Source organism: Psychrobacter sp. CR212 (assembly GCF_059693765.1).
The window spans coordinates 110,273-134,910 of the sequence record NZ_JCATIF010000005.1 but is presented as its reverse complement, the minus strand read 5'-3'; the positions used below and the strand labels follow the sequence as shown (position 1 = coordinate 134,910).

Here is a 24,638-nt window from a genome sequence, read left to right as displayed (position 1 = left end):
AATTTAACATGAATGGGTAGTTATGTCTGACGCTCAAAGCAATTTTTTATCAATTGATGTTCGTCATATTATAGTGTATTTAACGCCCCGTCTATTTTTCAAACGATTCTTAGCGCGAGTTCACTTGGCTTACGTCTTAGCGTAATCTCGCAGCTTATCTATATAATCCGCCCAATCTTGCATCATCTGTACCCTAGTATCGATTTCATCAAGTCTGTTGTAAGCTCCGCCGTGCGTGTCTTTTATCCTGTGACCCAGCTGTAATTCTGTAACGATGTCTGAGTAGCGTAACTCTGGCTGTTCCATAAGCAAGGTTTTGGCCGAGGCCCGAAAGCCATGCGCGCATTGCACGTCTTTGTATCCAAGCCGGTGAAATATCTGTACCAGTGTGGCTTTGCTGATATAAGCATTGCTTGAACCGCGCATTGAGGCAAAGACATACTCTTTATGTCCTGTGATAGATTGAATGTTTCGTAATCGCGCAATCACTTGCGTCGCTAATGGCACGACTAAGTGCGATACCATGTCGTCGCGACCTTCGCCTTTGGTCGGGGAGAATGCCCATGTATTATTATCCCAGTCGATATCCTGCCAGCGCATAGAGCGCAAATCAATACTACGTACAAACACATAAGGCAATAAATTCATGGCTTCTAATGTGAGCTTGCTTGCCCCTTTAAAATTGGACATATCATGTAAAAGCGTCGCAAACTGATCGGGCTTGGTAATAGCTGGCAAGTGATTGCCTGAATTGGCAGGTGCCAACTCGCCACGGGTGTCAATCGCTACATTTTTATCGCATAATCCTCGTGCGACAGCGAATGAAAATACTTTTTCCGTATAAAGCCGCGTACTGGCGCCAACGAAGGTCGCTTGATTGTCGTTATGTTGGATTGCTTCACACACACTTAATATCATCTCACTGGTGATATCATTCATTCTCAGATCACCAATATCACGGCACATGTATCCCAAGCACAAATCCCAAAATTTGAGTGTCGACTCACTAAACGCAGGTTTTTTTGATTTGCTTTGCTGACGACTGGATGTTTTGTGATCTCGCCATGCTTGGGCAATGTCAGCGAACGTGGCGTTCTTTAAGTGAGCATACTTATTCACTTGCTCTTTTTGCTGTATGGCTTTGGGGTCAGAGCCGTTTGCGACCGTATTAAGTATGGTCTCTGCTTTGTACTTGACCTCATATAGACTGATGTCCTCAACCTTGCCGAGCATCATTCTGGGCCGCTTACCATCGACATGTGGATGAGAGTAGCGCAGGTAGTATTCTTTTTTACCGTTTGGATAGACACGTAGACTTAGACCCGCGATACCTGAGACACTGACCGAGTAATCCTTATCTCGACATTCAAGTTTGTTGATATCATTTATGTTGTCGACAGCCATACCTATATCCGTAATTACTATAATAAAAAATGAGAGAGACACGATAAAAATATAATCAGTGATAACTGCTTTGTTTAGTGGGGCAATTATCTACATAATACTTGGACACCGCGATGGACACTGATATTTATTAATACACAAAATAAGTCCTTTATTCTAAAGGCATGCAATGTTGATTTATCACCAAGGCTCACTTGGGGATAATTGTAGCATATTGAGGAAATAAGGAGTAGACCGTGCGCTTATTGGGTTAAGTATCGTTTTTTGCTCATCATTTCGGCACATAATTAGAGATATTTATAAGGCGAATCGTCCATTTGGTAAGCGATAGAGCAGATTTATTATAAAAACCACGGTCGCGTACGCGCACAGAATATAAAAATCAGGGTCATAGTCATAGTACTGTTCTATGCAAATCTGGAAGGTACTGTTTTAAGGTCTAATATCAGTGCAGGTATGTAAAACGACTAAAAGCCAATTTTCTAAGTATTTATAAAAACAAAACTCAGCAAGTCTATTGGCAAATTTAAAATAGGGCAGATAAATGATGCATAATAAGATAAACTGCCTCGCGAGCGTTGATGGCGTTCAGTATCTGTCAAAATGAGTGGCCAGCTACCATTTGGCGACCAGATCAACTGTGAAAGAAAACTTATAAAAGACTATTGATATAAGGCATATCGTTATGGAACAAAGAAGCAACTCTATGGCAAAAAGCCAAGACGCTGTAGAGCACAGACCTGTCTTTATGCCTAGAGTCAACAGTGACAACCTAGTAAAAACAGACATGGTCAGATTTGAACGGCATGTGGGGTTTGCGACCAGACAAAAGAAAAAATCTATCAATGATATGCATCAGGTCATTCGTAAAAAGTATGGCTTTAACCATGTTTTGGAGTTATCCAGTAAATCTGGCAATAAGCTGAGTTTTCCACTGAGCCCATTTAGCCTACAAATCACTAATGAGCATGATGGCAAGCAGTATAGTGTCGAAAACGCCTTTCAAGCCAGCATGGTGTTTGAAGATGGTGGCCCTTATGAAGACTTGCTGACCATATCACCCAGACAAGCCAGAAAAGATGAGCGATTGATGACATCAGGAGAGCTCACTGGTTACAATTATTTTGGTATGGAGTGGGGCACGGAGCCATTGACTGTATTTTATGATTGGCTATATGTGAACGCCTTAAAGCAAAATCCTCAGCTACATGAGGAAGTGATGCAATATCAAGCCTTTACCGATATTACCTTCAATCCCAAAAAATCCATCCATAGTGCAGCTTATGCACTGGCGTTATTTGTGGCGCTCAATAAACGTGAGATGCTCGATAATGTTGAAGATCCAATGACCTTTTATGACTTATGTAGTGAGTTTAAAATCAGTAATACTGAGCATCTTTTGGAAGAAGGTTGGATTTAATAAATGCGTAACGATAAACATGAGAAACCATAGGCTATTGATCGTCTCTATTATCTTATTTGCCTTCACGTCATATTACTTAATAGCCAGACTCATTGTATAGGCAATGAGTCTTTAACCATCGTTTATCCATTTATCTAAGAGTGAACTATTAGACTCCGTACTTATGAGCAGGTTTTTTCCTTATCCCAAATTTCACATTTGCTAATAATAACCCCGACAATATCAATATCATTGCCAGCATTTTCCACCACGTTACAACTTCGCCCGTAAGTACTACGGACGTTGTCATACCGAATACCGGCACTAATAGAGCAAATGGCATAACCTTGGAGGCAGTATTTTGACTGAGTAGATGTGCCCAGAGTCCGAAGCCCACTAGGGTTGAGATATACACGATAAACCCAAGTGATAGCCAAGATTTGAGCGATGCATCCGTAAATGTCGCCAGCTGCCATGCGTCAGTCTCAAACATAAGAGAAGATACAGTTAAGATCACGCAGGCAATGAGACCGCCCCATGCTACCAGTGCAAGAGCAGACAAAGCAGATGTCTTATTTTTCCCAGTGGTAGGTGCGATAGCAGCCACACCTGTTTTTTGTTGTGCCGCTTTTAAGGTCGCTTGTGCTGAGGCTTGCTTGGAGGCAATGTTACCAAAGCTCCAACCGACTGCGGCAATCAAAATGCAGACAAATCCAGCCACAGGCATATCTCCGCCGAGATTTAGCGCAATCACGCTAAGGCCTAATACTCCGACCAACATACCGATGATTTGCATGCGACTGACTGCTTCGCCCAAGATAAAGTACGCCAACAACACCGTGATAAAAATCTGCATTTGTAGCAAAAGCGCCGTCAATCCTGGTGATGCACCTAGATGCATGGCCGTAAATACAAAGGCATATTGCATGACAAAGGTACCGATAGCATAGATGAGTAAGGTACGGTTAAAGGTAGGCGGTTTAAGAAAAAATACCAACGGCACTGCGGTAAAGAAAAAACGCAGGGCAGTGAGCATTAGTGGCGGGAAGCTCTCTAATCCCCATGCAATAAAGGTGAAATTCACACCCCAGATAAAGGTAACCAGTACAGCCAGTGCAGTGTATATAGGGGTCATGTGATCGTCCGTGTTTAATCTTTATTATTAACACTCTTGTTATAGTTAGAATCTATACTTCACCTTTTGCCATATACTCTTCAAAAGAGAGGCGAATATGAGCACCGACACTACGAAATGGATCAGGCGGCATCCAGCTCGGCACTGAATGATTAAGGTACAGACTCAAAACAACCAAGCTGACCATCTATGGCAGGTAGTCTTTTGATATGTCGCATTGGATAACTCCATGACATCAGGTCGTTTTGTTGTTTGTCATAATAGAAAGACAATCTATCACAAAGTAATGCGTTGAGAGCATACCGATTGCAGTATTTTCTATTAATCTTATACATGGATAACATGAAATGCATAAGTGTTTATTAAAAAAGCAGTTCCAAATCAGACATCGATATTAATAAGCGCGCATTCATATCCAAAGCATATAGACTTTATTTAACATAATATACATTATGCGAAAACATACCAGCGGTTTCAGTATAAGAGTAAACATCAATATCGTCATATCGTTTCTATATTTAACTGCGTATTTTTAAATTTAAAATAGCTTGGCGCTGACATTTTTAATATCAATTCAGTTTTCTACTAACGACAAGTTTCAAGTAAATGCTTACTCAAAGTTCCACCATCTTCATTTAAGCTAACATCTGCGATTTGGCAATCTTTATCATTGCATGTCAAATCATAATAAATATTGCTACCTTGCGCCAAGCTGACTTGAACCAATCCTTTATCAGTCGTCGAAAACTTCTTGTCTTGAGTATAATCAGGGTCTTGAGAATCCCACAGCACATCATAATCAACATTGCAGGACATTTGATTTTTATCAAAGTAATCTTGTTCTAGCTGCATGGCTGCTTGTAAGTCAGCATTGGCATATTGCTGTAGCACTATAGGATTACTCATACCTTGGTCATCGATATCTTGTTGGTACATTTTTGTAATGGTCGTGATTTTCATATCAGTCGCAGCAGCTTGTTTCTGAGATGCTTTTGTCACATCTGCTGTAGCAGTACCGACAGTTGTCAGTGCTATGGTTGATAGTAATATCAGCGATTTGTATGTTGGCATGTCGTTCTCTACGAGCTTTTATCTTATAAGTGTTACGGTCTATTACATCATAGCCATATAACGACTCTGCTGTATTATCGTATCATTCAGGTTCACTCATCAAAATTCCGATTACATAGCGCTTTTATGCTCTTTTATCTATTGTGACGACAACTTTTAGTGGCTTATCGTGACGTTTATTTCACTAATAACTGTGGTAAGGATGCTTTTATGATAATACTACCTACCTTTTTTAAGGATGAATCTGCGGCATTGGCTTCTAGTGGCTTTTTATTGCTTACTTTGACCGCGACTGGTTGCCAGTCCGCTTCTGAGTCCAGTGAAGCCATTGTTTCTCAACCTACCAGCACCTCAGCAACGGCTATAAGTACTGATATCAGTCAACAAACCCTAAAGCAGCAAGCGTTGCGTATACAGCGGGCGCTCGCCAATAAGGATTTTGCTAGAATTACTGATGATATTCATCCCACACGTGGCGTCCGTTTTTCGATGTATGCCTACGTGCGCCCTGAGTCTGATAAAGTCTTTAATCGCGCGCAATATGCACAGTATTTGCAGCAGTCCAAAATCCGCTTTACTTGGGGTGAACGTGACGGCTCTGGTGAGCCATTAATCATACCGCTACCAGAGTACCTAGACACTTGGGTAAAGGCCAAAACCTTTAATGACGCTACCCTTAGCGTCAATGAGTTTCAAAAAAGTGGCAATAGCATCAATAACCTAAATAAAATATATCAAAACTCTGATGTCGTTGAGTTTTACTATAAAGGTAGTGATGAATACAGCGGTTTAGACTGGCGGGTGTTGCGCTTGGTGTTTGATGAGTATCAGGGTAAGCGTTATCTCGTCGCTGTCGTTAACGATCAGTGGACGGTTTAAATAACAGCGTAAGCATCTGGATGGTCAGATAAATTATATTAAACAAGGGCAGTGCATCACATATGAAGCACTGCCCTTTTTGTCTCTTTATCATATTGAATTATATTCAATTTTTGATATATAAATTTAAAATTATGCTTTTGGCTGAAGTGGACTTTGCTTAAAAAACTTCACCATAATATCGTAAATATCGGGATAAGCATCCACCAGCTTTTGCGGCGTCTCAAAGAATACTTCGCTCAATACCGCAAAAAACTCGGCAGGATTGGTCGCACCATAACGATCTAAACCTGACTTACGATGCGTTTGAAAGTCTTCGAAATCTCGCGACATGATTTGTGTCCAACGTGCAGGATCCATGTCAGGCTGCATCGGTGGAAAGCCATTAGCGCGGCCATTCATCATATCAAGCTTATGCACAAATTCATGAATGACCACATTGTGTCCATCACGCTCACCTGAGTGCTTGGCATCCTTCCATGAGAGAACGACAGGACCTCGCTGCCATGCTTCCCCACTACGGTGCTGACTGCCCTCATGGACGATACCAAATTCATCTACCGTTATACTCTCGCTTTTGTACGAACCTTGATAAATAATAATAGATGACCAACCGCGATACCACTCAAGGCTGAGGTTTAAGATAGGCAAGCACGCCTGTAGTGCAATGGATTGTCTGACCGCATCAGTAATCTCAAAACCTTGTGCGCCCACAATCGACTTATCATCCAAAAACAAAGTCGCCAAATCAAACAAGCGGCTTAGCTCGTCTTCAATCAACCTATCCAATATCATGATACGCTCAGCTGCTCGCGTCCAGTCTTCATGCGTGAACTCGCTGTTGTCCAATATACGCTGCTCACGCCAGTCTTTTATGATGTCAAACATACACTTTATCCCTATTCTTCTTAGTATATAGGCCAGCCGTTCTACGTATATTATAGCGATAACCAGTAGCACGCCATGATAATTACTATATTAAAATGTATAAAAAACGCCGCTCATAAATACATTACTGAGCGGCGCAGACTGTCATCCATACATTATGTTTTAAAATTGATACTGTAAGCCTAACTGTACTGAGCTGTCTTTATCATCACGTACAAAGGTAGTATCGCCATTCAGATAAGCATAGACATTGTTATGAACCTTGTTGCTAACACTCAGCTCAAACGTCTCGATTTGAACGTCATAGACACTAAAAAATAACTCAATTAAATGTGGTTTACAAGAAAAAGAAACAACGCATTTTTTAAATCAAACCTCCAACGACAACATGTTCATAATCAACTTGATTAAGGTTTCCTTTTGATTCGGCTCAGACTCAGCGACCAATAATGTCAAAGCAGCAAGACCTGTGTTATTGATCACCATCTCACCTTTATCATTGAGTAAGCGTCCGTTACGGTGTGAAAAATCTACAAATAAGAAGGCTCCGCTGCGCTTATTGCCATCAGTAAGTAGCTATTCTTCATCGCGCCACGCCCTCCTCTTTCAAGGTGTCGATAGTAGCGGTGATATTGGCACGTGTAGTCTCAGGCTGAACGCGTTGCAATACATCATTACCACCCACGCCAAGCAGTACCAAGTCGGGATTTTGAGTAGTGATATCATCGACACGAGCCAGCACATCTGCGGAGGTATCGCCATTGACGCCTGCATTAATAACGGTCCAATGACTCAAATCGGCAAGCACCTTAGGATAAGCTGCATCTAGACTCGCGCCATAACCGTAAGTCAGCGAGTCACCAAGGGAAATCACTATGCTACCAGCTGGCACGGCTTCTTGCTGTGGCTCACTATCACAGCCGGTCATACTGAGAGTCGCGACCAATCCCATGCTAGCCAGCACCAAAAACTTACCTCGCATCTTCATGTCCACTCTTTTCCTTTTTTCATAAAAATTGAGTTAAATTTATCAGACTTAAGTTGATATTACTAAAAACCTATTACTTAACCCTTGTTGTATGCTACTCAGTAACCGTTGTATAGTTCATACAGGAGATAGACTACCTGTTTGGCGAAATACAAGTGATCCCTTGCTTAGCATAGAGGGTGTAGTCATCATAAAGTATAACTTTACCAAGGATACGTGAGGTACTTATGAATAAAAAATCATCTCAAAGTCAGGGTCAGAGCCAAAATCAACCTCAAGAAGAGCAGTCAATAGGTCACATCAAAGACCAAAGTCAGAATAAAAATACAAATGAGGATACGGCTACCCCTGAAACCAGTGTAAAAGACAAGGACAACACTTCAGGGCAATCGCAAAGCCAGTCGCAGAGTCAATCACAAAATAAGTCACAGGACACGCCCGCCAATCAGTCAGCAGATAGTAACTCAACAGACACTCCCCCATCACGCGCACCAAGTTTTGATGAACTCCAAACAGGCAAAGGTCAGTATCGTCCCGTTGCAAAAGCCGTTGGTCATTGGCTTGATAACATCAACATGGATGCCCTCAATTATCTAAACGAACAAGCAGAAAACATCTTTTACCGTAAAGGGGTTACTTTTACGGTCTATAGCGATGCCAAAAACATCGAGCGTATGATTCCATTTGATATCATTCCACGCATTATTGCAGCGAGCGAATGGCAACAGATAGAAGCAGGCTGCAAACAGCGTATCACTGCTCTCAATGCTTTTTTGCATGATATCTACCATGATCAAGCCATTATGAAGGCCGATATTGTTCCTGCCAGCTATGTGTATGCCAGTGGCTGCTATGAACCGTGGATGATGGGCATTGAGCTCGACAAACCAATCTACTCTCACATTAGTGGTATCGATCTAATTCGTGATGAGTCTGGCAAGTTCTGTGTCTTAGAGGATAACTTGCGCACCCCGTCAGGCATCTCATATATGCTTGAGAGCCGCAATATATCAGAAACCCTCTTAGCTGATATATTTGCTGACACCCCTATTATGGGCATCAGTGATTATCCAAACCGTCTCAAAGCCTGTCTTGCCAGCTCAACGTCCAAATATGATCCGCAAGTCGTCATTTTAACGCCAGGTCGCTTTAATAGTGCCTATTATGAGCATGCTTTTTTAGCGCATGAGATGAATGTACCACTCGTTCATGGTTATGACTTGGTCGTTGAGGACAGCAAAGTCTACATGCAAGGTATTCGCGGTAAAGTACAAGTCGATGTCATCTACCGCCGCATTGATGATCCTTATATTGATCCGTTAGCCTTTAAATCTGACTCCATATTGGGTGTATCAGGGCTCATGAGTGCGTATCGCGCTGGCAACGTCGTTATCGTAAACGCACCAGGTACGGGCGTGGCCGATGATAAGAGTTTATATCCTTTTGTACCAGATATGATTAAGTTTTACTTAAATGAAGAGCCTATCCTACCTAATATTGAGACCTACCAGTGCCGTAAGCCTGATGATCTCAAATATGTGCTTGATAATCTGGACAAGCTGGTGGTAAAAGAAACGCAAGGCTCAGGCGGCTATGGGATGCTTATTGGTCCGACATCAACCAAAGAAGAAATCGAAGAATATCGCCTGCGTCTGCTTGAAAATCCAGCCGGCTTTATTGCTCAGCCAACCATCTCACTATCTACCAACCCCACTGCCGTGAGCGATGGTATCGCACCGCGTCATATTGACTTGCGTCCTTTTATTCTCAGTCATGGTGATGGCACGGTAGATATCGTACCCGGTGGTCTGACAAGAGTGGCCATGGTTGAAGGTTCTTTGGTCGTCAATTCATCGCAAGGCGGCGGTATCAAAGACACTTGGGTTATTGATGACAGTGATTTAGACAGCCAGCAAGCCGACAAGTGCTTGCCTTCATCCTCAGTAAGTGTCAATTCTACAGGCAACGCTTTAGGGCATGCGAACTACTATAATCGCGTCCAGCCCTTAGAAACCGGTTACGAGAGTTTAGATGATGCGCCCATGATACTGCTACTCTCTACCGCCAGTCACTTAATATGGCTAGGTCGATATAGTGAGCGCCTGTATCACTATGACGATGTCATGAAACAGCTCATCAAAGGCGATCTCAAAAAATCACAGATCAAACATTTAATCAGTCACTTAGGGTTTGCTGTTGATGGTGAAGCGTCGCTTACCACCATGAAAGCACAAATGATGTCTGATTTAGAACAAAACATCATCCCCAATATCGTGCAATCGATTGAGGACAATGTCCAAGAGGCCAAAGGTGTCATTGGTAAAGATACTGCTGAGCTGTATAACTTGATCAAGCGTCTATCTAGTGCTGGCACGTATCGAGCAGCGACTTTGCAGCTATACGCGTGTAACGCTGCGATGAAACAAGAGAATCCGACAGTGACTTGCTTCTGGCAATTGGGGCGTCACTTTGAGCAGCTTGAGCGTGCCGTCTTGTTGGGAGAGGATTCAACAGAGGTCAGTTTTGAATTCAGACATTGGATTAATGAGTTGCCGGAGAATACGCGCTGGCGTGAGCTTATCCGTTTGACCAATCAGATGATTAGGTCAAAGAAATTTAGTGATTTTGCGCTGATTAGCAAAGAGTTCAATCTCATATTGCGTCAAGGTGTCTAAAAGGTGTCTAGCCAAAAACCAATAATAATGGCTCATGAGACATATGGAATAAACAGAAAAAGGAGAAGATATTATGAAACTTCAAATCAGTCATCAAACCAACTATTATTACGATGAGCTGGCGCAGCGCAGTGTACAGTATATACGCATGACCCCCATGCAAATGCCGCACCAAACCATTCATAAATGGGATGTTATGCTCCCTAAAGTGGCGACCAACCAAAAGGACGGCTTTGGTAATGCATGGCTCACGCTCAGTCGTAACGAGGCACATAACAACTTACAAATGCAGGCGTCGGGTGTCGTTGAGATCAATACCGAAACCGAACGTTTAGAGGATATGGATCATGTCCCCTACCTGCTATTTACCGTACAAACCCCGTTAACCAAATGCTCACAAGAGATGCGAGAGTTTGCAGCACCTTATCTGAAAACCCCTACTCACGACAGCCTAAAGGCGTTGGCAAATGCACTGATTATGAAAATGCCTTTTGTTAAAGACGTCACGCATGTGGGCACGACCGCTGCTGAGGCATTTGCGACAAGTGCCGGTGTGTGCCAAGACCATACGCATGTATTTTTAAGCATCTTGCGCGATCAACAGATTCCAGCGCGTTATGTATCTGGTTATCTGTATGATGATACCGAAAATCACATGGCCAGTCACGCATGGGCTGAGGTTTGGCTAGATGGTTACTGGTATACTTTTGATATCTCAAATCAGGCATTTACCCCAAACTCACATGTGTATGTGGCGATTGGGCGAGATTATCTAGATACGGCACCTGTTCGCGGCGTGCGTATGGGCGGCGGTTACGAAAATCTTTACAGTTTAGTATTAGTCAAAAAGCTATCATAGCGTTTGCTATTTTCTATTACTTTTTTCATCAAGGGTATCTTATGACCTATTGTGCTGCCATTCGTCTAAAAGACGGTATGGTCTTTGCCAGTGACACGCGCACCAATGCCGGTGTTGATCACATATCGACATTTAGAAAGTTATATCAATATGGCGTTGAGGGCGAGCGCTTTATGGTGCTACAGACAGCGGGTAGCTTAGCGACGTCGCAGGCAGTGTTCAATAAACTACAAAACGACATTGACCAGCGTGCTGAGAGCAACCTCAATACGGTAGCGACGTTGTTTGATGCGGCGCAAATGGTTGGCGAATGTATGCGTGATATTATGAATCATGCAAAAGCAGTCGCTAATTCTAGTCGCGATGGGGCATTTACTAGCTCGTTTATGCTTGGTGGTCAAATTAAAGGACATCTGCCTGAGTTATACCTGATTTATCCTGAAGGCAATTGCATCAAAGCCACAGAAGATACGCCTTTCTTTCAGTTGGGCGAAAGCAAATATGGCAAACCTATTTTGGATCGTTCTGTCAGCTATAACATGGATGTAAGACACGCGGCACGTGCGTTGATGCTGTCATTTGATTCGACTATTCACTCAAATCTATCGGTCGGTATGCCGATAGATTTTGTGCTTTATAAAAATGACAGTTTAATCTTACCCAAAGGTCGCCGTATTGATGAGCGTGATGAGTACTTTAATACCATCCGTCATCAATGGTCAGATGCGTTACGTCGCACGTTAGTTGAATTGCCCAAATGCCCTGATAATTATTGGGGATAGCCCCTTCACTCTTAGACCCCATTTGAAAACTGGTCGTCACATCAATAAAATCACACCAATAAAAACGGTGCGGTGCGACTGTCTTCTGATTGGGCCACGTCTTCTGGCGTACCTTGAGCGACAATTAACCCGCCCTCATCACCTGCCCCTGGCCCCATATCAATCATCCAGTCGCTATTACTGGCTACTTGCATATCATGCTCAACCATGATGACGGTGTTCCCCGCATCGACCAAACCGTTTAATTGCGCCATCAGCATGGATACATCAGCAGGATGTAAACCTGTGGTTGGCTCATCTAAGATATAGAGCGTATCGCCTCGTTGCGTGCGTTGTAGTTCAGTGGCCAGCTTAATACGCTGTGCTTCACCCCCTGACAGCTCAGTGGCGGGCTGCCCCAAACGTAAGTAACCAAGCCCCACTTGCAGCAACGCATCTAATGCGCGCAAGATAGGCGCTTCATCAACAAAGAACTCATGAGCCGCTTCAACGGTTAAATTTAATACTTCAGCAATGTTTTTATCTCGATACGTGATGGTAAGTGTTTCTTCGTCATAGCGTTGCCCGTGACAGACCTGGCAAGGTGCATAAACACTTGGTAAAAATAGCAGCTCCACACTGACAAAACCCAAACCTTCACAATTTGGACAGCGGCCTTTTTTGGTGTTAAACGAGAAACGTCCAGCGTCATAGCCATGTGCTTTTGCTTGCTTAGTTGCGGCAAACAGCTTACGCACATCATCGAACAATCCTGTATAGGTTGCTAGGTTTGAGCGCGGTGTCCGCCCAATCGCCTTTTGATTGATATTAATAAGACGACGGACTTGCTCCATGCCAGCGACAATTTCACCACCAGTGACTGTCTCAAGCTCTTGCTCAAGCAAATCTGCCTCACCTACAGGCGCTTCAGTAACCGTCTTTTGCCCCAATACTTCACTGATAAGCTCTACCAATGCTTGGCTGACAAGACTCGACTTACCTGACCCTGAGACACCCGTGACACTAGTCATCACCCCAAGCGGAAACTCAACATCCAAGCCTGTTATATTATTGCGCTCGATATTTGCGAGTTTCAGCCACGCTGTCGGTTGCCTTGTGTCAGATTTTGACTGATGATTCGCCGTGTCGTTAGCAAAGAGATATTGACCCGTATGCGACTGCGCAACCTCACGTAGCCCTTCTACAGGCCCACTATAGACAATCTCTCCGCCATGCGTGCCAGCCTGTGGCCCGACATCTACCACCCAATCAGCATGCCCAATCACACTCACGTCGTGCTCAACCACAAACACCGAGTTACCAGACGCGATCAACTCATCTAGCGCCCCAAGTAGCGCCTGCGTGTCAGCAGGGTGCAGACCTGCTGATGGCTCATCAAGGACATAAACCACGCCAAACAGTTGCGAGCGAATCTGGGTCGCTAATCGCAATCGTTGCAGTTCACCAGGCGATAGCGTTGGCGTGGTACGCTCAAGTGACAGATAGCCCAGACCAAGCCGTGTTAGTGCCTCAATACGAGAGAGAATATCACTGGCAATACGCTGGGCAACGATGGCTTTTTCGCGGTTTGGTGTGTCATCTGCCACTTTGGTGTGTGCTGTTTTCTCAAGTTTTTGGGCCATGTCCGTCAATGTAAGCTGTGACAGCTCACCGATATCGAGTCCTGCAAATTTAACCGACAGTGATTCTTTCTTAAGTTTTTTGCCGTGACATTCTGGACACTCGGATATCTGCATAAATTGCGACACGCGTTTTTTGGTGCGCGGGCTTTGAGTGGTGGCAAAAGAATGTAAAATAAAGTTTTTGGCACTGGTAAACGTACCCATATAGTTTGGCTTTTCCCCTTTCTCAATTGCCTCCCGTGTCTGTTCTATATCATACTCAGGATAAACAGGCACTGTTGGTGTCTCATCGGTAAACAAGATCCAGTCGCGGGTCTTCTTTGGCAGGGTGTGCCAAGGCTTATCGATATCATAGCCTAGTGTGGTCAATATACGGCTCAGGTTTTGACCTTGCCATGCCGGTGGCCATGCCGCAATGGCACGCTCGCGAATGCTCTTGGTATTATCTGGTACCAGCAGATCCTCGGTGACCTCAAACACACGGCCGATACCTGAACACGTGGGACAGGCACCATCTGGCGTATTGGGCGAGAACGCATCGGCATACAGTATCTCTTGGCCGGCGGGATACTCTCCGGCTCGTGAGTACAGCATACGAAGACCATTAGATATAGTTGTTACACTACCGACGGACGAGCGTACTGACGGCGTACCCCGCTGCTGCTGTAAGGCAACTGCTGGCGGTAACCCTTCTATAGTATCGACATCGGGTTCATCAACCTGATCGATGAGCCTTCTGGCATAAGGCGATACTGAATCAAGATAGCGGCGCTGTGACTCGGCAAATAGCGTACCGAATGCCAATGATGATTTTCCCGATCCAGATATACCCGTAAAGACCACTAAGGCATTGCGCGGCAAATCCACATCGACGTTCTTTAAATTATGAACACGCGCACCTCTGACCTGAATATTTTCTTGATTAGGGTTGTATAGAGCGTTCTTGACGATACTTGTCTTATTTTCTGTTGCTTCTAATTGTTTTGGATTGGCCATGACGCTATTTTTCCTATTGAGACACTATTTATTGCTAACGTATTTATTATTATTCATCTGAGTAGCAGGAAGGTTAACACGTACTCATGCAGGGGTGTGGCAATGCTTACGTATCAATAGCATAGATAGACAAAACGACAACTTAAGTCATTAGGCACCTTATAATAAAAAAACCCGCAATCATTGCAGGTTTTTTGAGGAAAAAATGCTATCAGAATATGGATAACCTAAATACTAACCCACTACCAAGCGCATCAGCTGGGTACTGATATACCCGCCAAACGTCCCCACCGCATAGCCCATAATACCCAAAAATACCCCAACAGGCGCAAGCGATGGATGAAAAGCCGTCGCGACGATCGGTGCCGACGATGCACCGCCTGTATTGGCATTAGAACCTACCGCCAAAAAGAAAAACGGCGCACGGATAAGTCTGGCAACAGCAAAGATAATCACGACGTGAATACTCATCCATAAAAAGCCGATAAGCAATAGCCGCCACTGCGAGACAATACCCGCTAAATTAATCTGCATACCAATCGCGGCAATCAGCACGAAGATAAATACGGTACCCATTTTGGACGCGCCCACATGGTCGAGTCTGCGAATCTTAGTAAAAGAAAAAATGACACCTAACAGAGTAATAATGACTACCATCCAAAAGAATGAACTGGCAAAACTATATTGCACCGCCCATTTATATGGGGCAAAAAAGTCAGCAATTTGTCCACCAACAAAGTGCGCGACTCCTACCATGGCAAAGCACAAACCAAACATCACCATCAAATCATTGATGGTGGCTGGACGGGCATGATCGCGCTCATAGCTTTCGACGGCTTTAATGACTTTATCAATACTACTGGTATCCGCTCGCAAGAATCGATCGATCTTTGCGCTGTGTTTTGCCATTACTAATATTGCCAATAGCCACAATGAGGCATTAGTGGCATCGACCAGAATCATCATACCAAACAAATCATCGCTGACCCCAAACAGCTCTTTCATTGCCGCTTGGTTAGCTGCACCGCCGATCCAACTGCCTGCCACGGCTGAAAATCCACGCCATAATGTATCGTCGACAAACATCTCAGGTGACACCCATTTGGCGATTCCTAAGCTAATAGGTCCACTGATGATAATGGCGATACTGGCGGCAAAGAACATGGCAATCGCTTTCCAACCCAATCCTAGTATTTTGGGAACATCCATGGATAAGGTCATCAATAGCAAACTGGCTGGCAGCAGATACGTCGCGGTAAATCCATAAATCTGTGAACCCACCCCATCGGCGAACACCCCTAAGCTATTCAAAGTAGCAGGTATAAAGCAGCACAGCACAATACCGGGTAATACCGCATAAAACCGTCGCCAGAATTTACCCGGCAAACCTTGGGTATAGAATACTAGGCCAATGATTGCCATAATGATACCGAAAGCTAATGGCAGGCTATCAATTGCTAAAGTGGAGGTAGTAGGCATCAAGGCGCTCCGAGGCAAACAACTGGCAAAAGTGAATCAGTATAGACAAGCTAAAAAACTCGCGCAAGCAGCCATGTCAATGATCTTAATAACTGCTGAGTTCTAAACGAATCATAGTTAGTCATGCCTGCAAAAGCTTAACTATACCATCAGCGAACAATGGGTCACACACAAAAAAGCCAGATAACAAGTATCTGGCTTTTTACTACTTTAGACGATTAATATTAATTACGAATATTAATCGTCAGCTATAGCGATATTACGAGTTTTTACCACGGTTGCCACCGTTTGGACGACCTTGACCGCGGCTGTCAGAACGATTTGCCGGACGGCCTTGGCTACCACTTGGACGACCACGACCAGTTGCCGCACGCTCACCACGTGGAACACCGTTGCTGTCGCCACGGCTTGGGCCACCAGTACGCTTACCTTGGTACGGCTTGCCACCTGAACGCTCATTTGGCTTACCAGACGAATCACGTGGCTTACCTTGATAACCGCTGTCATTGCTTGCGCGTTGACCAGTTAGTGTGCCATCACTTGAACGGCCACGACCACCGCCACTAGATTTGCCAGCATAACCACCGCTTGAACGACCACGGCTTTGACCACCGCCATTAGAGTGACCACGGCCACGACCACGGCCTTTACCTTTGTTTTCGCTAGGTACGTAGGTTTTCTTAGGCTCCATACCTTCAATAACACAGACTTCCATCTTGCGATCTAAGTAACGGTTGATGGCGGCCAATTGTGGACGATCATCCATGCTGCATAGGCTGATAGCCACACCAGTACGACCAGCACGGCCACAACGACCAATACGGTGGACGTAATCTTCAGTCTGACGTGGTAAATCATAGTTGATGACGTGCGAGATAGCTGGCACGTCTAGGCCACGAGCCGCAACGTCAGTCGCTACTAAGATTTTTACCTTACCATTACGCAAATCTTGAACGATGCGGTTACGCTTGCTCTGTGGCAGGTCACCATGTAGGAAGCTTGCTTTATGACCCGCTTCTTGTAGTTGTTTTGCCAATTTTTCAGTGCTACGTTTGGTTGCAGCAAAGATAATGATTTGATCCATCTCTTGTTGGCAAACGATTTTGTCAAGCAAGCGGTTTTTGTGATCAAAATCATCACAGTAGTACACTTTTTCTTCGATGTGTGCAGATTCTACTTTGATTGATACGCGCTCAGGGTTCTTAGTGAAGCTGGCAGCGATTTTACCGACTGGGCCATCCCAAGTTGCTGAACACATGACGGTCTGGCGATCCACAGGAGCGGCGCGCAAAATGTCACTGATATCATCAGCAAAACCCATGTCTAGCATGCGATCCGCTTCATCCAGTACCAATACTTCTAGGTTTGATAGATCAACGCGACCTGCATTGATATGGTCGAGTAGACGACCCGGTGTTGCAACGATTACTTGAACGCCTTTTTTCAAAGCAGTGATCTGACCGTTGTATGGTGCGCCGCCAACGAGTGGTACACAAAATAGACCACGCATGTCTTTAGAATACGTACGGACGCTATCATGTACTTGCTGAGCAAGTTCACGCGTTGGTGTTAGGATAAGTGCTTTGGTTAGTTTGTCAAAGCTGGTCGCACGGCTCAAACGATCGAGTACTGGGATCACGAATGCCGCTGTTTTACCACTACCCGTTTGCGCTGACAATAAAAGGTCACGGCCGGCTAGTGCAAAAGGAATGGCTTGTTCTTGAATAGGGGTTGGATTGGTATAGCCACTGCGATCAAGTGCAGTAAGAATTGGCTTAGCAATGCCAAGATCAGTAAAGGTGACTTTGTTTTCTTCAGCAGCGTCAGTAGTAGCCGCTTGAGTATTGGTGTCAGTATTTGCAGTAGTGTCGTTGCTTTCGATGATGCCGTTTTCAGCAGCGATTGCAGATAAGATGTCAGTCATAGTAATCCTTGGTAAGTATAAGCTGCTGTAAATTCAGCAAACTTGATGCATACCACTGATAACCGTTCATCACGCTGCTTTTATTAAAGGTTACCGAGCAACATAAAAGTGTCGATAATCAGAAACCAAGCCATTAGAGCTTAGCGTCTTTATAATAAATGCGTTCGTGCTGTCTGACGTATTTTGGTGGTAGTGCCGAGTGTCTTATCCATGTTTGATATACGCGCATTATCAATGCTTTGTCCAAAGCAGATAATCGCAAACAGCAACCAATCTAGACCCTATATAGGTCAGTAGATAAGATATGAGTCAAAAATAACTGATATGTTTAAGGCGTTATTTAAGTACACAAAATCATCGGCAACAATTACTTATGGTCATCCTAGACCCAAAATCGCAGGCGATGTTATCAATCTCATAATTCACGAAAGCCTAAGCTTGCGTGGCGACGCAGTATAGCACAATAAAAAATTATGTGTAGCCATTTATTCAATTACTGAGTAAATAGCCCGAATAAGTCCTCTATTGAGCATGCTAAACGTCTCATTCAATAAAAAATCGGTGATTATTTGACTACTTTAACATCCGTGACATAAGTCGGCAGCTGCCATGCCCCGCCCGCTTCAATAAGACGGCACAGTCCAGTGGTGCTTTCATGGCTTTTCTCAAACGCGCGGCCCGTCCACACCCAATCGACTTGACTCATACAGTCGCCAATACCGCGACCTTTTTGTACTGAGCTAAGCTTACCTTTGTCGTAATTGGTGGCGCTAGTCGTGACCAATGTCGGCTTGTAAGGTTTGCTATCATTGATCACCCACACCCCACTACCTGCATTGTAAGCAGCTGTCCAACAATCATGCTGTGCGAGCAGCTGTGAATCATTTAGGCGACTGACACGCCAAGGTGACTTGTCTGATAGATTTGGGCAGTCAGCATCGGCATCTTTCATCGTTCCTTTCATCAATGAGGCCAATTGAGAGGATCTCATGACAAACTTTTTATCGCTAGCAGCAGACTTGCCACTAGGCTCTACAAAACGTAGTACAGGTACTGCTTTAGGGGGTAAGATATTACTATTAGATTTGGTCGCATTATCATGGTTCATCAGCGCACTTGGCGTACCCACGCGTCCTTGGACATCATCGGCCTTTAACATGACCGCACTAGCTCCTCTGTCTGAGAGTTGCCAGCGCGAGTTACGTAATGCGAATGTGATTTTGCTTGATCGCTGAAGGGCACTAACTAAGGCGGTAACCTGTGCTTGGGTTAGCTCAGCACTGCCTGCGGCTGCAGAATACGGCTTGGTTTCACCATAATTTCGATCGTTAATAAATAGTGATATCCGGTGACGGTTACCTAATTGCATTAAGGCTTTAGAAGAGCTGTCTTTAGCACCACCAAGCTTGACTTTGCCATCTACAGCGGCGTTTGCCCCTGCACGGCGAGTCAGCAAGATAGATACAGGGAACTCACTGTTATTCTCTGCTTGATAGCCTGCCAGCCGACAAGTACGGGTATTATCACAGACCACCTGCCAATCTTGGCTGGTAAACTCAGTTTCGGCGTTCACCATACTCGCTGTACCAAACAAAGCCATACTAACTGCTGCAAGCATAGGTAAGCGCATTTTATTATTGTGTTTCATAATCCATTACTCATCAATCAAATAAGTATAAATACCTGTCTGTCACGGTGATAAGCGGTTATCTTAACGCATTAATGTTTCTATCTGTTGTGCTAATGTACCATTATGTAAATGCAAAAGAAAGTAGGTAGTTACCTGTATATTTATTATTTTAAATATAATAAAAATAGGCCGATAAGTGCGTAACTTAAACTTACCGGCCTAACTGTCATTGAAAATAATTAAATGATGCTCGTGCTAATAATTAATCGATTGGCTTTAGTTCTAGCTCCACAGCACGCTTAACGGCAGGTCTCTCAGCAATTTTTTTCGCCCAGCGCTGTATGTGTTTGTAGTCTTGTACTTGCAAAAACTCTGCCGCATCATATAGCTTACCGAGTACCAACTGTCCATACCATGCCCAAATAATCATATCGGCAATATTATAATCAGCCTCATCATTACCGCATAAATACTCACTGTCTTTTAGATGGGTATCTAATACATCAAGCTGACGTTTAGTCTCCATGGTGTAACGATTAATTGGATATTCTAACGGCTCTGGTGCATAGGCATAGAAATGTCCGAAGCCACCGCCTAAGAAAGGCGCACTACCCATTTGCCACATCACCCAAGAGAGACAGTCTGCTCGCGCCTTACCTAGTGATAAAGGTAGAAACTTATCGAACTTCTCCGCCAGATACATTAAAATCGCGCCCGACTCAAAAAGAGCAATTGGCTCGCCAGCGGTATCAGCAGAATGATCGACCAACGCTGGAATTTTTGAGTTGGGATTGATCGCTACAAATCCTGAGCCAAACTGCTCACCTTGCGAGATATCAATTTTATAAGCATCGTACTCAGCACCGCTAATACCAAGCTCTGCCAGCTCTTCTAATAAGATATTTACCTTAACGCCATTGGGTGTGTTCAATGAGTATAGCTGTAACGGAGCATCGCCTACTGGTAGCTCTTTATTATAACGAGCGCCAGAGGTTGGGCGGTTGATGCTTGCGAACTTACCGCCGTTATCTTTGTCTTGTGTCCAAACTTTAGGCGGCACATATTTATCGTTTTGTGTGTCACTGGTTGATGCATTACTCATAAAATATCCTTAGTCAGTATTGCCATTATTTTTGGTTATATCAGCTTTTACTTATCTTAGTACTGTTTTTCTTNTTTGTGTGTCACTGGTTGATGCATTACTCATAAAATATCCTTAGTCAGTATTGCCATTATTTTTGGTTATATCAGCTTTTACTTATCTTAGTACTGTTTTTCTTGATATAGTCAATCCTAAATAAAACAGATACATTATATATCAAGGTGGAACTGGTCTAAATTTTCCTTGCGTGCTGTGCCTACGCAGACAGAGGCTGCGAAAAATTTATCCCAGTCCCACTGTATCGTTTTTATACTGAATTCACTATAGCCATGCTAATCATTCTATCAATTGCTATGCTATTTGTTAACTAGGCTTTACTATAACGATAACGTGTCCTGATATTAAAGTCTTCTCTTGTAATCAATGTTACGATTTTGCTGTAAGTGATGACATATCACCTAATGATTCAAGCCTATCAGGGTATCTCGTTACCTTGAGCTACTTTTATTACGATACAAGCTTTCTTATACTACTCAACTTATATCGCGCATTCTGGCAGATCTGATTGTCAGAGGCGATTTTTTTTGACTTCATAATGAGATACCCAATGGGATTGACATGCTAACGCTCACCCCAACTCAAAATAAATACCTACCCTATGTGTTAGCAGTGGCGCTATTCATGCAAATTCTGGATGCCACTATCCTGAACACCGCACTGCCGCAGATGGCCTTGGCATTAGATGAGTCACCGTTAAAAATGCAGTGGGCCGTTATCAGCTATGCATTGACCTTGGCAATTTTTATTCCAATTAGTGGGTTTTTGGCAGACAAATACGGTACGCGCCATGTTTTCCTATCAGCCATTGTGGTATTTTGCGTGGGATCACTACTGTGCGCTATGGCCTCTACTTTAAATTTTTTGGTCGCATCACGGGTGATACAAGGTATTGGCGGCGCTATGATGACCCCAGTTGGGCGTTTGATTTTGGTAAAATCCTACCCGCGTAATCAGTTATTGACGGTAATGAATTTTGCAGTGATTCCTGCCTTGGTCGCGCCGCTGGTTGGACCCTTGCTTGGAGGGTATTTGGTCCAATATGCCAGCTGGCATTGGATATTTTTGATCAATATTCCGATGGGTGTGGTGGGGTTTGTCATTGGCAAAAAACTCATACCTGCGCTGTTTGGGGATAAGCAGTCTTTAGACTGGGTCGGTTTTGGGCTGTTTGCATTGGGTGCGTGCGCCTTAACCTTGGCAGTTGAGATGGGTTCAAAAGTGGGTCACGGTTACAATGCGCTATTGCTAGCTGCCGCATCGATTGGTTTTTTACTGGCCTATGTATGGCATGCTAAACGCCATGTTGCGCCGCTATTTTCTTTGACACTCTTTAATGTGCCCACTTTTCGTATTGGTATTACTGGCAATCTATCCACTCGTATTGGCATCAGTGCCGTGCCTTTTTTATTACCATTACTATTACAAGTCGTGTTTGAATACACACCTTCGCAGGCAGGCTGGTTATTAGCACCCATTGCAGTTGGTGCACTTGGGATAAAACCCTTTGTCAGCAAAATTATTCAGCGTTACAGCTACCGCGTGGTATTGGTATACAACACCCTTATTTTGGGTTTACTGATCATTGTACTAGGACTGTTCTCAGATGCGGCGCAGTGGCTGTGGATGATCCCGGTGCTGATTGTGATTGGTGTTTGTAACTCAATCCAGTTCAGTGCCATGAATACCATCACTATCGGCGATCTACAAGGGGCACAGACCAGTAGTGGCAACAGCTTAATGGCGGTCAATCAGCAAATGGCAATCGGCTTGGGTATTGCCTTTGGTGCCGCACTGCTCAACTTGTTACGTGAGCGGTTTCAAGTAGATACCTTACTTGCTTTTCAGGTCACTTATGGGATACTGGGCGGCTTTACTATTCTCTCAGGATTGGGTTTTTTACGGTTAAAACCAGAAGATGGGCGTGGTTTGTACTAACTACCTCGGTAAATACTTAAAAGCTGATTGCCGCATATAAGCCTTTAGAGGTTTCTAAACGTAAAAAGCCAGCGTGTATTTTGGTTAAAAACCAATCACACGCTGGCAAGTTTGTTTCATTGCTGATTGAGACGAATGCTAATTAAGACAAATTATTTATGGCTCGTCATCATCACTGATTTGTGATTGAATATAGCGTTCTGCACCCATACTTTCTATCAAATCTTCTTGCGTCTCTAGCCAATCCTGGTATTCTTCATTGCCATCTTTTAGCGTGACCAACAGCTGGCGAGACACATAGTCAGACTTTGTCTCGCACAAGGTGATTGCATCGGTGATGATATCAAATTTTTGCTTCTCAAGGCGCAGATTGCACTCAATAACTTCTGGTACATCCTCGCCGACCAATACCTTACCCAATTCCTGTAAGTTAGGTAAACCACCTAACAGCAAGATACGCGCAATCAAATCATCTGACCATTTCATCTCAGCGATAGACTGCTTATAAAGTGAGTCGTTAAGCGCTTCTAAGCCCCAATGACGGACGATACGTGCGTGCAAGAAATACTGGTTAATCGCAATTAATGATTGACCAAGTACCTTGTTTAATGCACGAATGACCTCTTTATCCCCTTTCATAATCTCTCTCCCTTTCTTATTTATATTAAATACTATAGTTTTTATTCGTATCTATGATGATATCAAACAAGATTAGGAGTGACTTCAGCCATCTGGGTCTGTAGATAATTAGGCAGACCAATCATGTCAATTAAGCGTAACTGTTGTTCAAGCCAATGCGCATGGTCTTCTTCCGTATCTTTTAGCTGCTCAACAAGCATCTCACGTGTGACATAGTCGTGCTCTGCTTCACAAAGCGCAATGCCTTCTTTTAGATGTTTTTGTACTTTATATTCTAAATCAAGATCAATTTGCAACATCTCAGGCACAGTGCTGCCGATATTGATCGTATCAACCGTCATTTTTGGCGTACCACTTAGCATTAAGATACGACGAATAATTGCTTGTGCATGTAGTGTTTCGTCTTCCATTTCATGATGGATACGATCGTACAATTTGCCATAATGCCATTCAGCATACATCTCTGAGTGAATAAAATACTGGTCACGTGCAGCCAGCTCGCCGCCTAACAAGAAATTCAAATAATCAATAACTTTTTGACTGCCTTTCATAATGCACACTCCTCTATATGTTTTTGCCGATCTATATATTCATATTTTTATATATAAAGATACCTAAATACGTAAACTGATCAGTAAAGGGTCGAATCAATAAAACGTCTTACAATCTTTGACAGATATAGTAGCATACAGTCGTCACGTGGCATGTAATGTTGTGAACTAAGAATAAGATGCTAATTGAGAATTGTAATTAGCTACAGTTGTCAGTTACGATACTTGATACATATTGATAGCAGCGATGTTGGCGTATCGATGAGGTTATATGGACGCCTGCTATCTACTCCTTATGTATAATAAAAGAATAGATGCAATATATTGAATATATTTGGTTGGATTAGAGATAAGATCGAATAAGCTGAAAGTAGTTATACTGCATACGCTAAGACATCGAGTGCTGCGTGATGTTCGTCTAAATAGTCATTGACCATAGGCTCACAGCATCCACAGCAGGTGGCAACGTCGAGAGTGTCTTTTAGACCATCAAGGGTATCTACACCAGAAGCAATGGCTGCTTGGATTTGCTTTTCTTTGACGTTATTACAGATACATACGTACATGGATTGGCTCCTCTGATTACCACTATTTGATAGCGACTACTTGTTGATAGC

Annotated in this window: 19 protein-coding genes; 6 read left to right on the top strand and 13 right to left on the bottom strand. The window is 43.7% G+C overall.

What is annotated here, in order from left to right; translation table 11 throughout:
• Positions 1-129: 129 nt before the first annotated feature.
• Positions 130-1,404, bottom strand: a complete 1,275-nt coding sequence (locus AC58CZ_RS10465; RefSeq protein ID WP_494224691.1) for an integrase arm-type DNA-binding domain-containing protein — start codon at positions 1,402-1,404, stop codon at positions 130-132.
• A gap of 706 nt (positions 1,405-2,110) precedes the next feature.
• Here AC58CZ_RS10465 and AC58CZ_RS10460 point away from each other — a divergent pair.
• Positions 2,111-2,824: a DarT1-associated NADAR antitoxin family protein gene (locus AC58CZ_RS10460; protein ID WP_494224757.1), complete on the top strand. Its 714-nt coding sequence runs from the start codon at positions 2,111-2,113 to the stop codon at positions 2,822-2,824.
• A 151-nt stretch (positions 2,825-2,975) separates the two neighbouring features.
• On the opposite strand, the gene AC58CZ_RS10455 is transcribed toward AC58CZ_RS10460, so the two are convergent.
• On the bottom strand, positions 2,976-3,941 hold the full coding sequence (locus AC58CZ_RS10455) for an EamA family transporter (RefSeq protein WP_494224690.1): 966 nt from the start codon (positions 3,939-3,941) through the stop codon (positions 2,976-2,978).
• 585 nt (positions 3,942-4,526) lie between these two features.
• On the bottom strand, positions 4,527-5,012 hold the full coding sequence (locus AC58CZ_RS10450) for a hypothetical protein (protein ID WP_494224689.1): 486 nt from the start codon (positions 5,010-5,012) through the stop codon (positions 4,527-4,529).
• A gap of 210 nt (positions 5,013-5,222) precedes the next feature.
• On the opposite strand from AC58CZ_RS10450, the gene AC58CZ_RS10445 reads away from it, so the two are divergent.
• A complete protein-coding gene (locus tag AC58CZ_RS10445; protein WP_494224688.1) occupies positions 5,223-5,891 on the top strand; it encodes a hypothetical protein in 669 nt (222 codons plus the stop codon).
• A gap of 132 nt (positions 5,892-6,023) precedes the next feature.
• Here AC58CZ_RS10445 and AC58CZ_RS10440 read toward each other — a convergent pair whose 3' ends face one another.
• Positions 6,024-6,779 carry a zinc-dependent peptidase gene (locus AC58CZ_RS10440; protein ID WP_494224687.1) on the bottom strand — a complete coding sequence of 252 codons (756 nt, stop codon included), beginning with the start codon at positions 6,777-6,779 and terminating at the stop codon, positions 6,024-6,026.
• A gap of 583 nt (positions 6,780-7,362) precedes the next feature.
• Positions 7,363-7,767, bottom strand: a complete 405-nt coding sequence (locus AC58CZ_RS10435) for a GDSL-type esterase/lipase family protein (RefSeq protein ID WP_494224686.1) — start codon at positions 7,765-7,767, stop codon at positions 7,363-7,365.
• Between the two features lie 227 nt (positions 7,768-7,994).
• Between AC58CZ_RS10435 and AC58CZ_RS10430 the strand changes: the two genes are divergently transcribed.
• The 3 genes from AC58CZ_RS10430 (at position 7,995) to AC58CZ_RS10420 (ending at position 12,083) form a co-directional block, all read left to right on the top strand.
• On the top strand, positions 7,995-10,442 hold the full coding sequence (locus tag AC58CZ_RS10430) for a circularly permuted type 2 ATP-grasp protein (protein ID WP_494224685.1): 2,448 nt from the start codon (positions 7,995-7,997) through the stop codon (positions 10,440-10,442).
• Between the two features lie 73 nt (positions 10,443-10,515).
• A complete protein-coding gene (locus tag AC58CZ_RS10425; protein WP_075107609.1) occupies positions 10,516-11,301 on the top strand; it encodes a transglutaminase family protein in 786 nt (261 codons plus the stop codon).
• 41 nt (positions 11,302-11,342) lie between these two features.
• Positions 11,343-12,083 carry a proteasome-type protease gene (locus AC58CZ_RS10420; RefSeq protein WP_075107608.1) on the top strand — a complete coding sequence of 247 codons (741 nt, stop codon included), beginning with the start codon at positions 11,343-11,345 and terminating at the stop codon, positions 12,081-12,083.
• Between the two features lie 50 nt (positions 12,084-12,133).
• Here AC58CZ_RS10420 and uvrA read toward each other — a convergent pair whose 3' ends face one another.
• The 5 genes from uvrA to yghU form a co-directional block, all read right to left on the bottom strand.
• The gene (gene uvrA, locus AC58CZ_RS10415; protein ID WP_494224684.1) at positions 12,134-14,701 is read right to left on the bottom strand and encodes an excinuclease ABC subunit UvrA; all 2,568 of its coding nucleotides are present in this window, start codon (positions 14,699-14,701) and stop codon (positions 12,134-12,136) included.
• 234 nt (positions 14,702-14,935) lie between these two features.
• The gene (locus tag AC58CZ_RS10410) at positions 14,936-16,180 is read right to left on the bottom strand and encodes a DUF819 family protein (RefSeq protein WP_494224683.1); all 1,245 of its coding nucleotides are present in this window, start codon (positions 16,178-16,180) and stop codon (positions 14,936-14,938) included.
• A gap of 259 nt (positions 16,181-16,439) precedes the next feature.
• Positions 16,440-18,104, bottom strand: a complete 1,665-nt coding sequence (gene csdA / locus AC58CZ_RS10405; RefSeq protein ID WP_494224682.1) for a DEAD/DEAH box helicase CsdA — start codon at positions 18,102-18,104, stop codon at positions 16,440-16,442.
• Between the two features lie 565 nt (positions 18,105-18,669).
• Positions 18,670-19,752: a DUF1176 domain-containing protein gene (locus AC58CZ_RS10400; RefSeq protein ID WP_494224681.1), complete on the bottom strand. Its 1,083-nt coding sequence runs from the start codon at positions 19,750-19,752 to the stop codon at positions 18,670-18,672.
• A gap of 244 nt (positions 19,753-19,996) precedes the next feature.
• Complete coding sequence (gene yghU / locus AC58CZ_RS10395) at positions 19,997-20,836, bottom strand: glutathione-dependent disulfide-bond oxidoreductase (RefSeq protein ID WP_494224680.1); 840 nt, start codon at positions 20,834-20,836, stop codon at positions 19,997-19,999.
• A gap of 618 nt (positions 20,837-21,454) precedes the next feature.
• On the opposite strand from yghU, the gene AC58CZ_RS10390 reads away from it, so the two are divergent.
• On the top strand, positions 21,455-22,831 hold the full coding sequence (locus tag AC58CZ_RS10390; RefSeq protein ID WP_494224763.1) for a DHA2 family efflux MFS transporter permease subunit: 1,377 nt from the start codon (positions 21,455-21,457) through the stop codon (positions 22,829-22,831).
• 156 nt (positions 22,832-22,987) lie between these two features.
• On the opposite strand, the gene bfr (AC58CZ_RS10385) is transcribed toward AC58CZ_RS10390, so the two are convergent.
• The 3 genes from bfr (AC58CZ_RS10385) to AC58CZ_RS10375 all read right to left on the bottom strand — a co-directional run bounded on the left by bfr (AC58CZ_RS10385) (position 22,988) and on the right by AC58CZ_RS10375 (position 24,587).
• A complete protein-coding gene (gene bfr, locus AC58CZ_RS10385) occupies positions 22,988-23,470 on the bottom strand; it encodes a bacterioferritin (RefSeq protein WP_494224764.1) in 483 nt (160 codons plus the stop codon).
• Between the two features lie 62 nt (positions 23,471-23,532).
• Positions 23,533-24,021, bottom strand: a complete 489-nt coding sequence (gene bfr / locus AC58CZ_RS10380; RefSeq protein ID WP_223332615.1) for a bacterioferritin — start codon at positions 24,019-24,021, stop codon at positions 23,533-23,535.
• 374 nt (positions 24,022-24,395) lie between these two features.
• Positions 24,396-24,587: a (2Fe-2S)-binding protein gene (locus AC58CZ_RS10375; RefSeq protein WP_058025142.1), complete on the bottom strand. Its 192-nt coding sequence runs from the start codon at positions 24,585-24,587 to the stop codon at positions 24,396-24,398.
• Between the last annotated feature and the right edge of the window lie 51 nt (positions 24,588-24,638).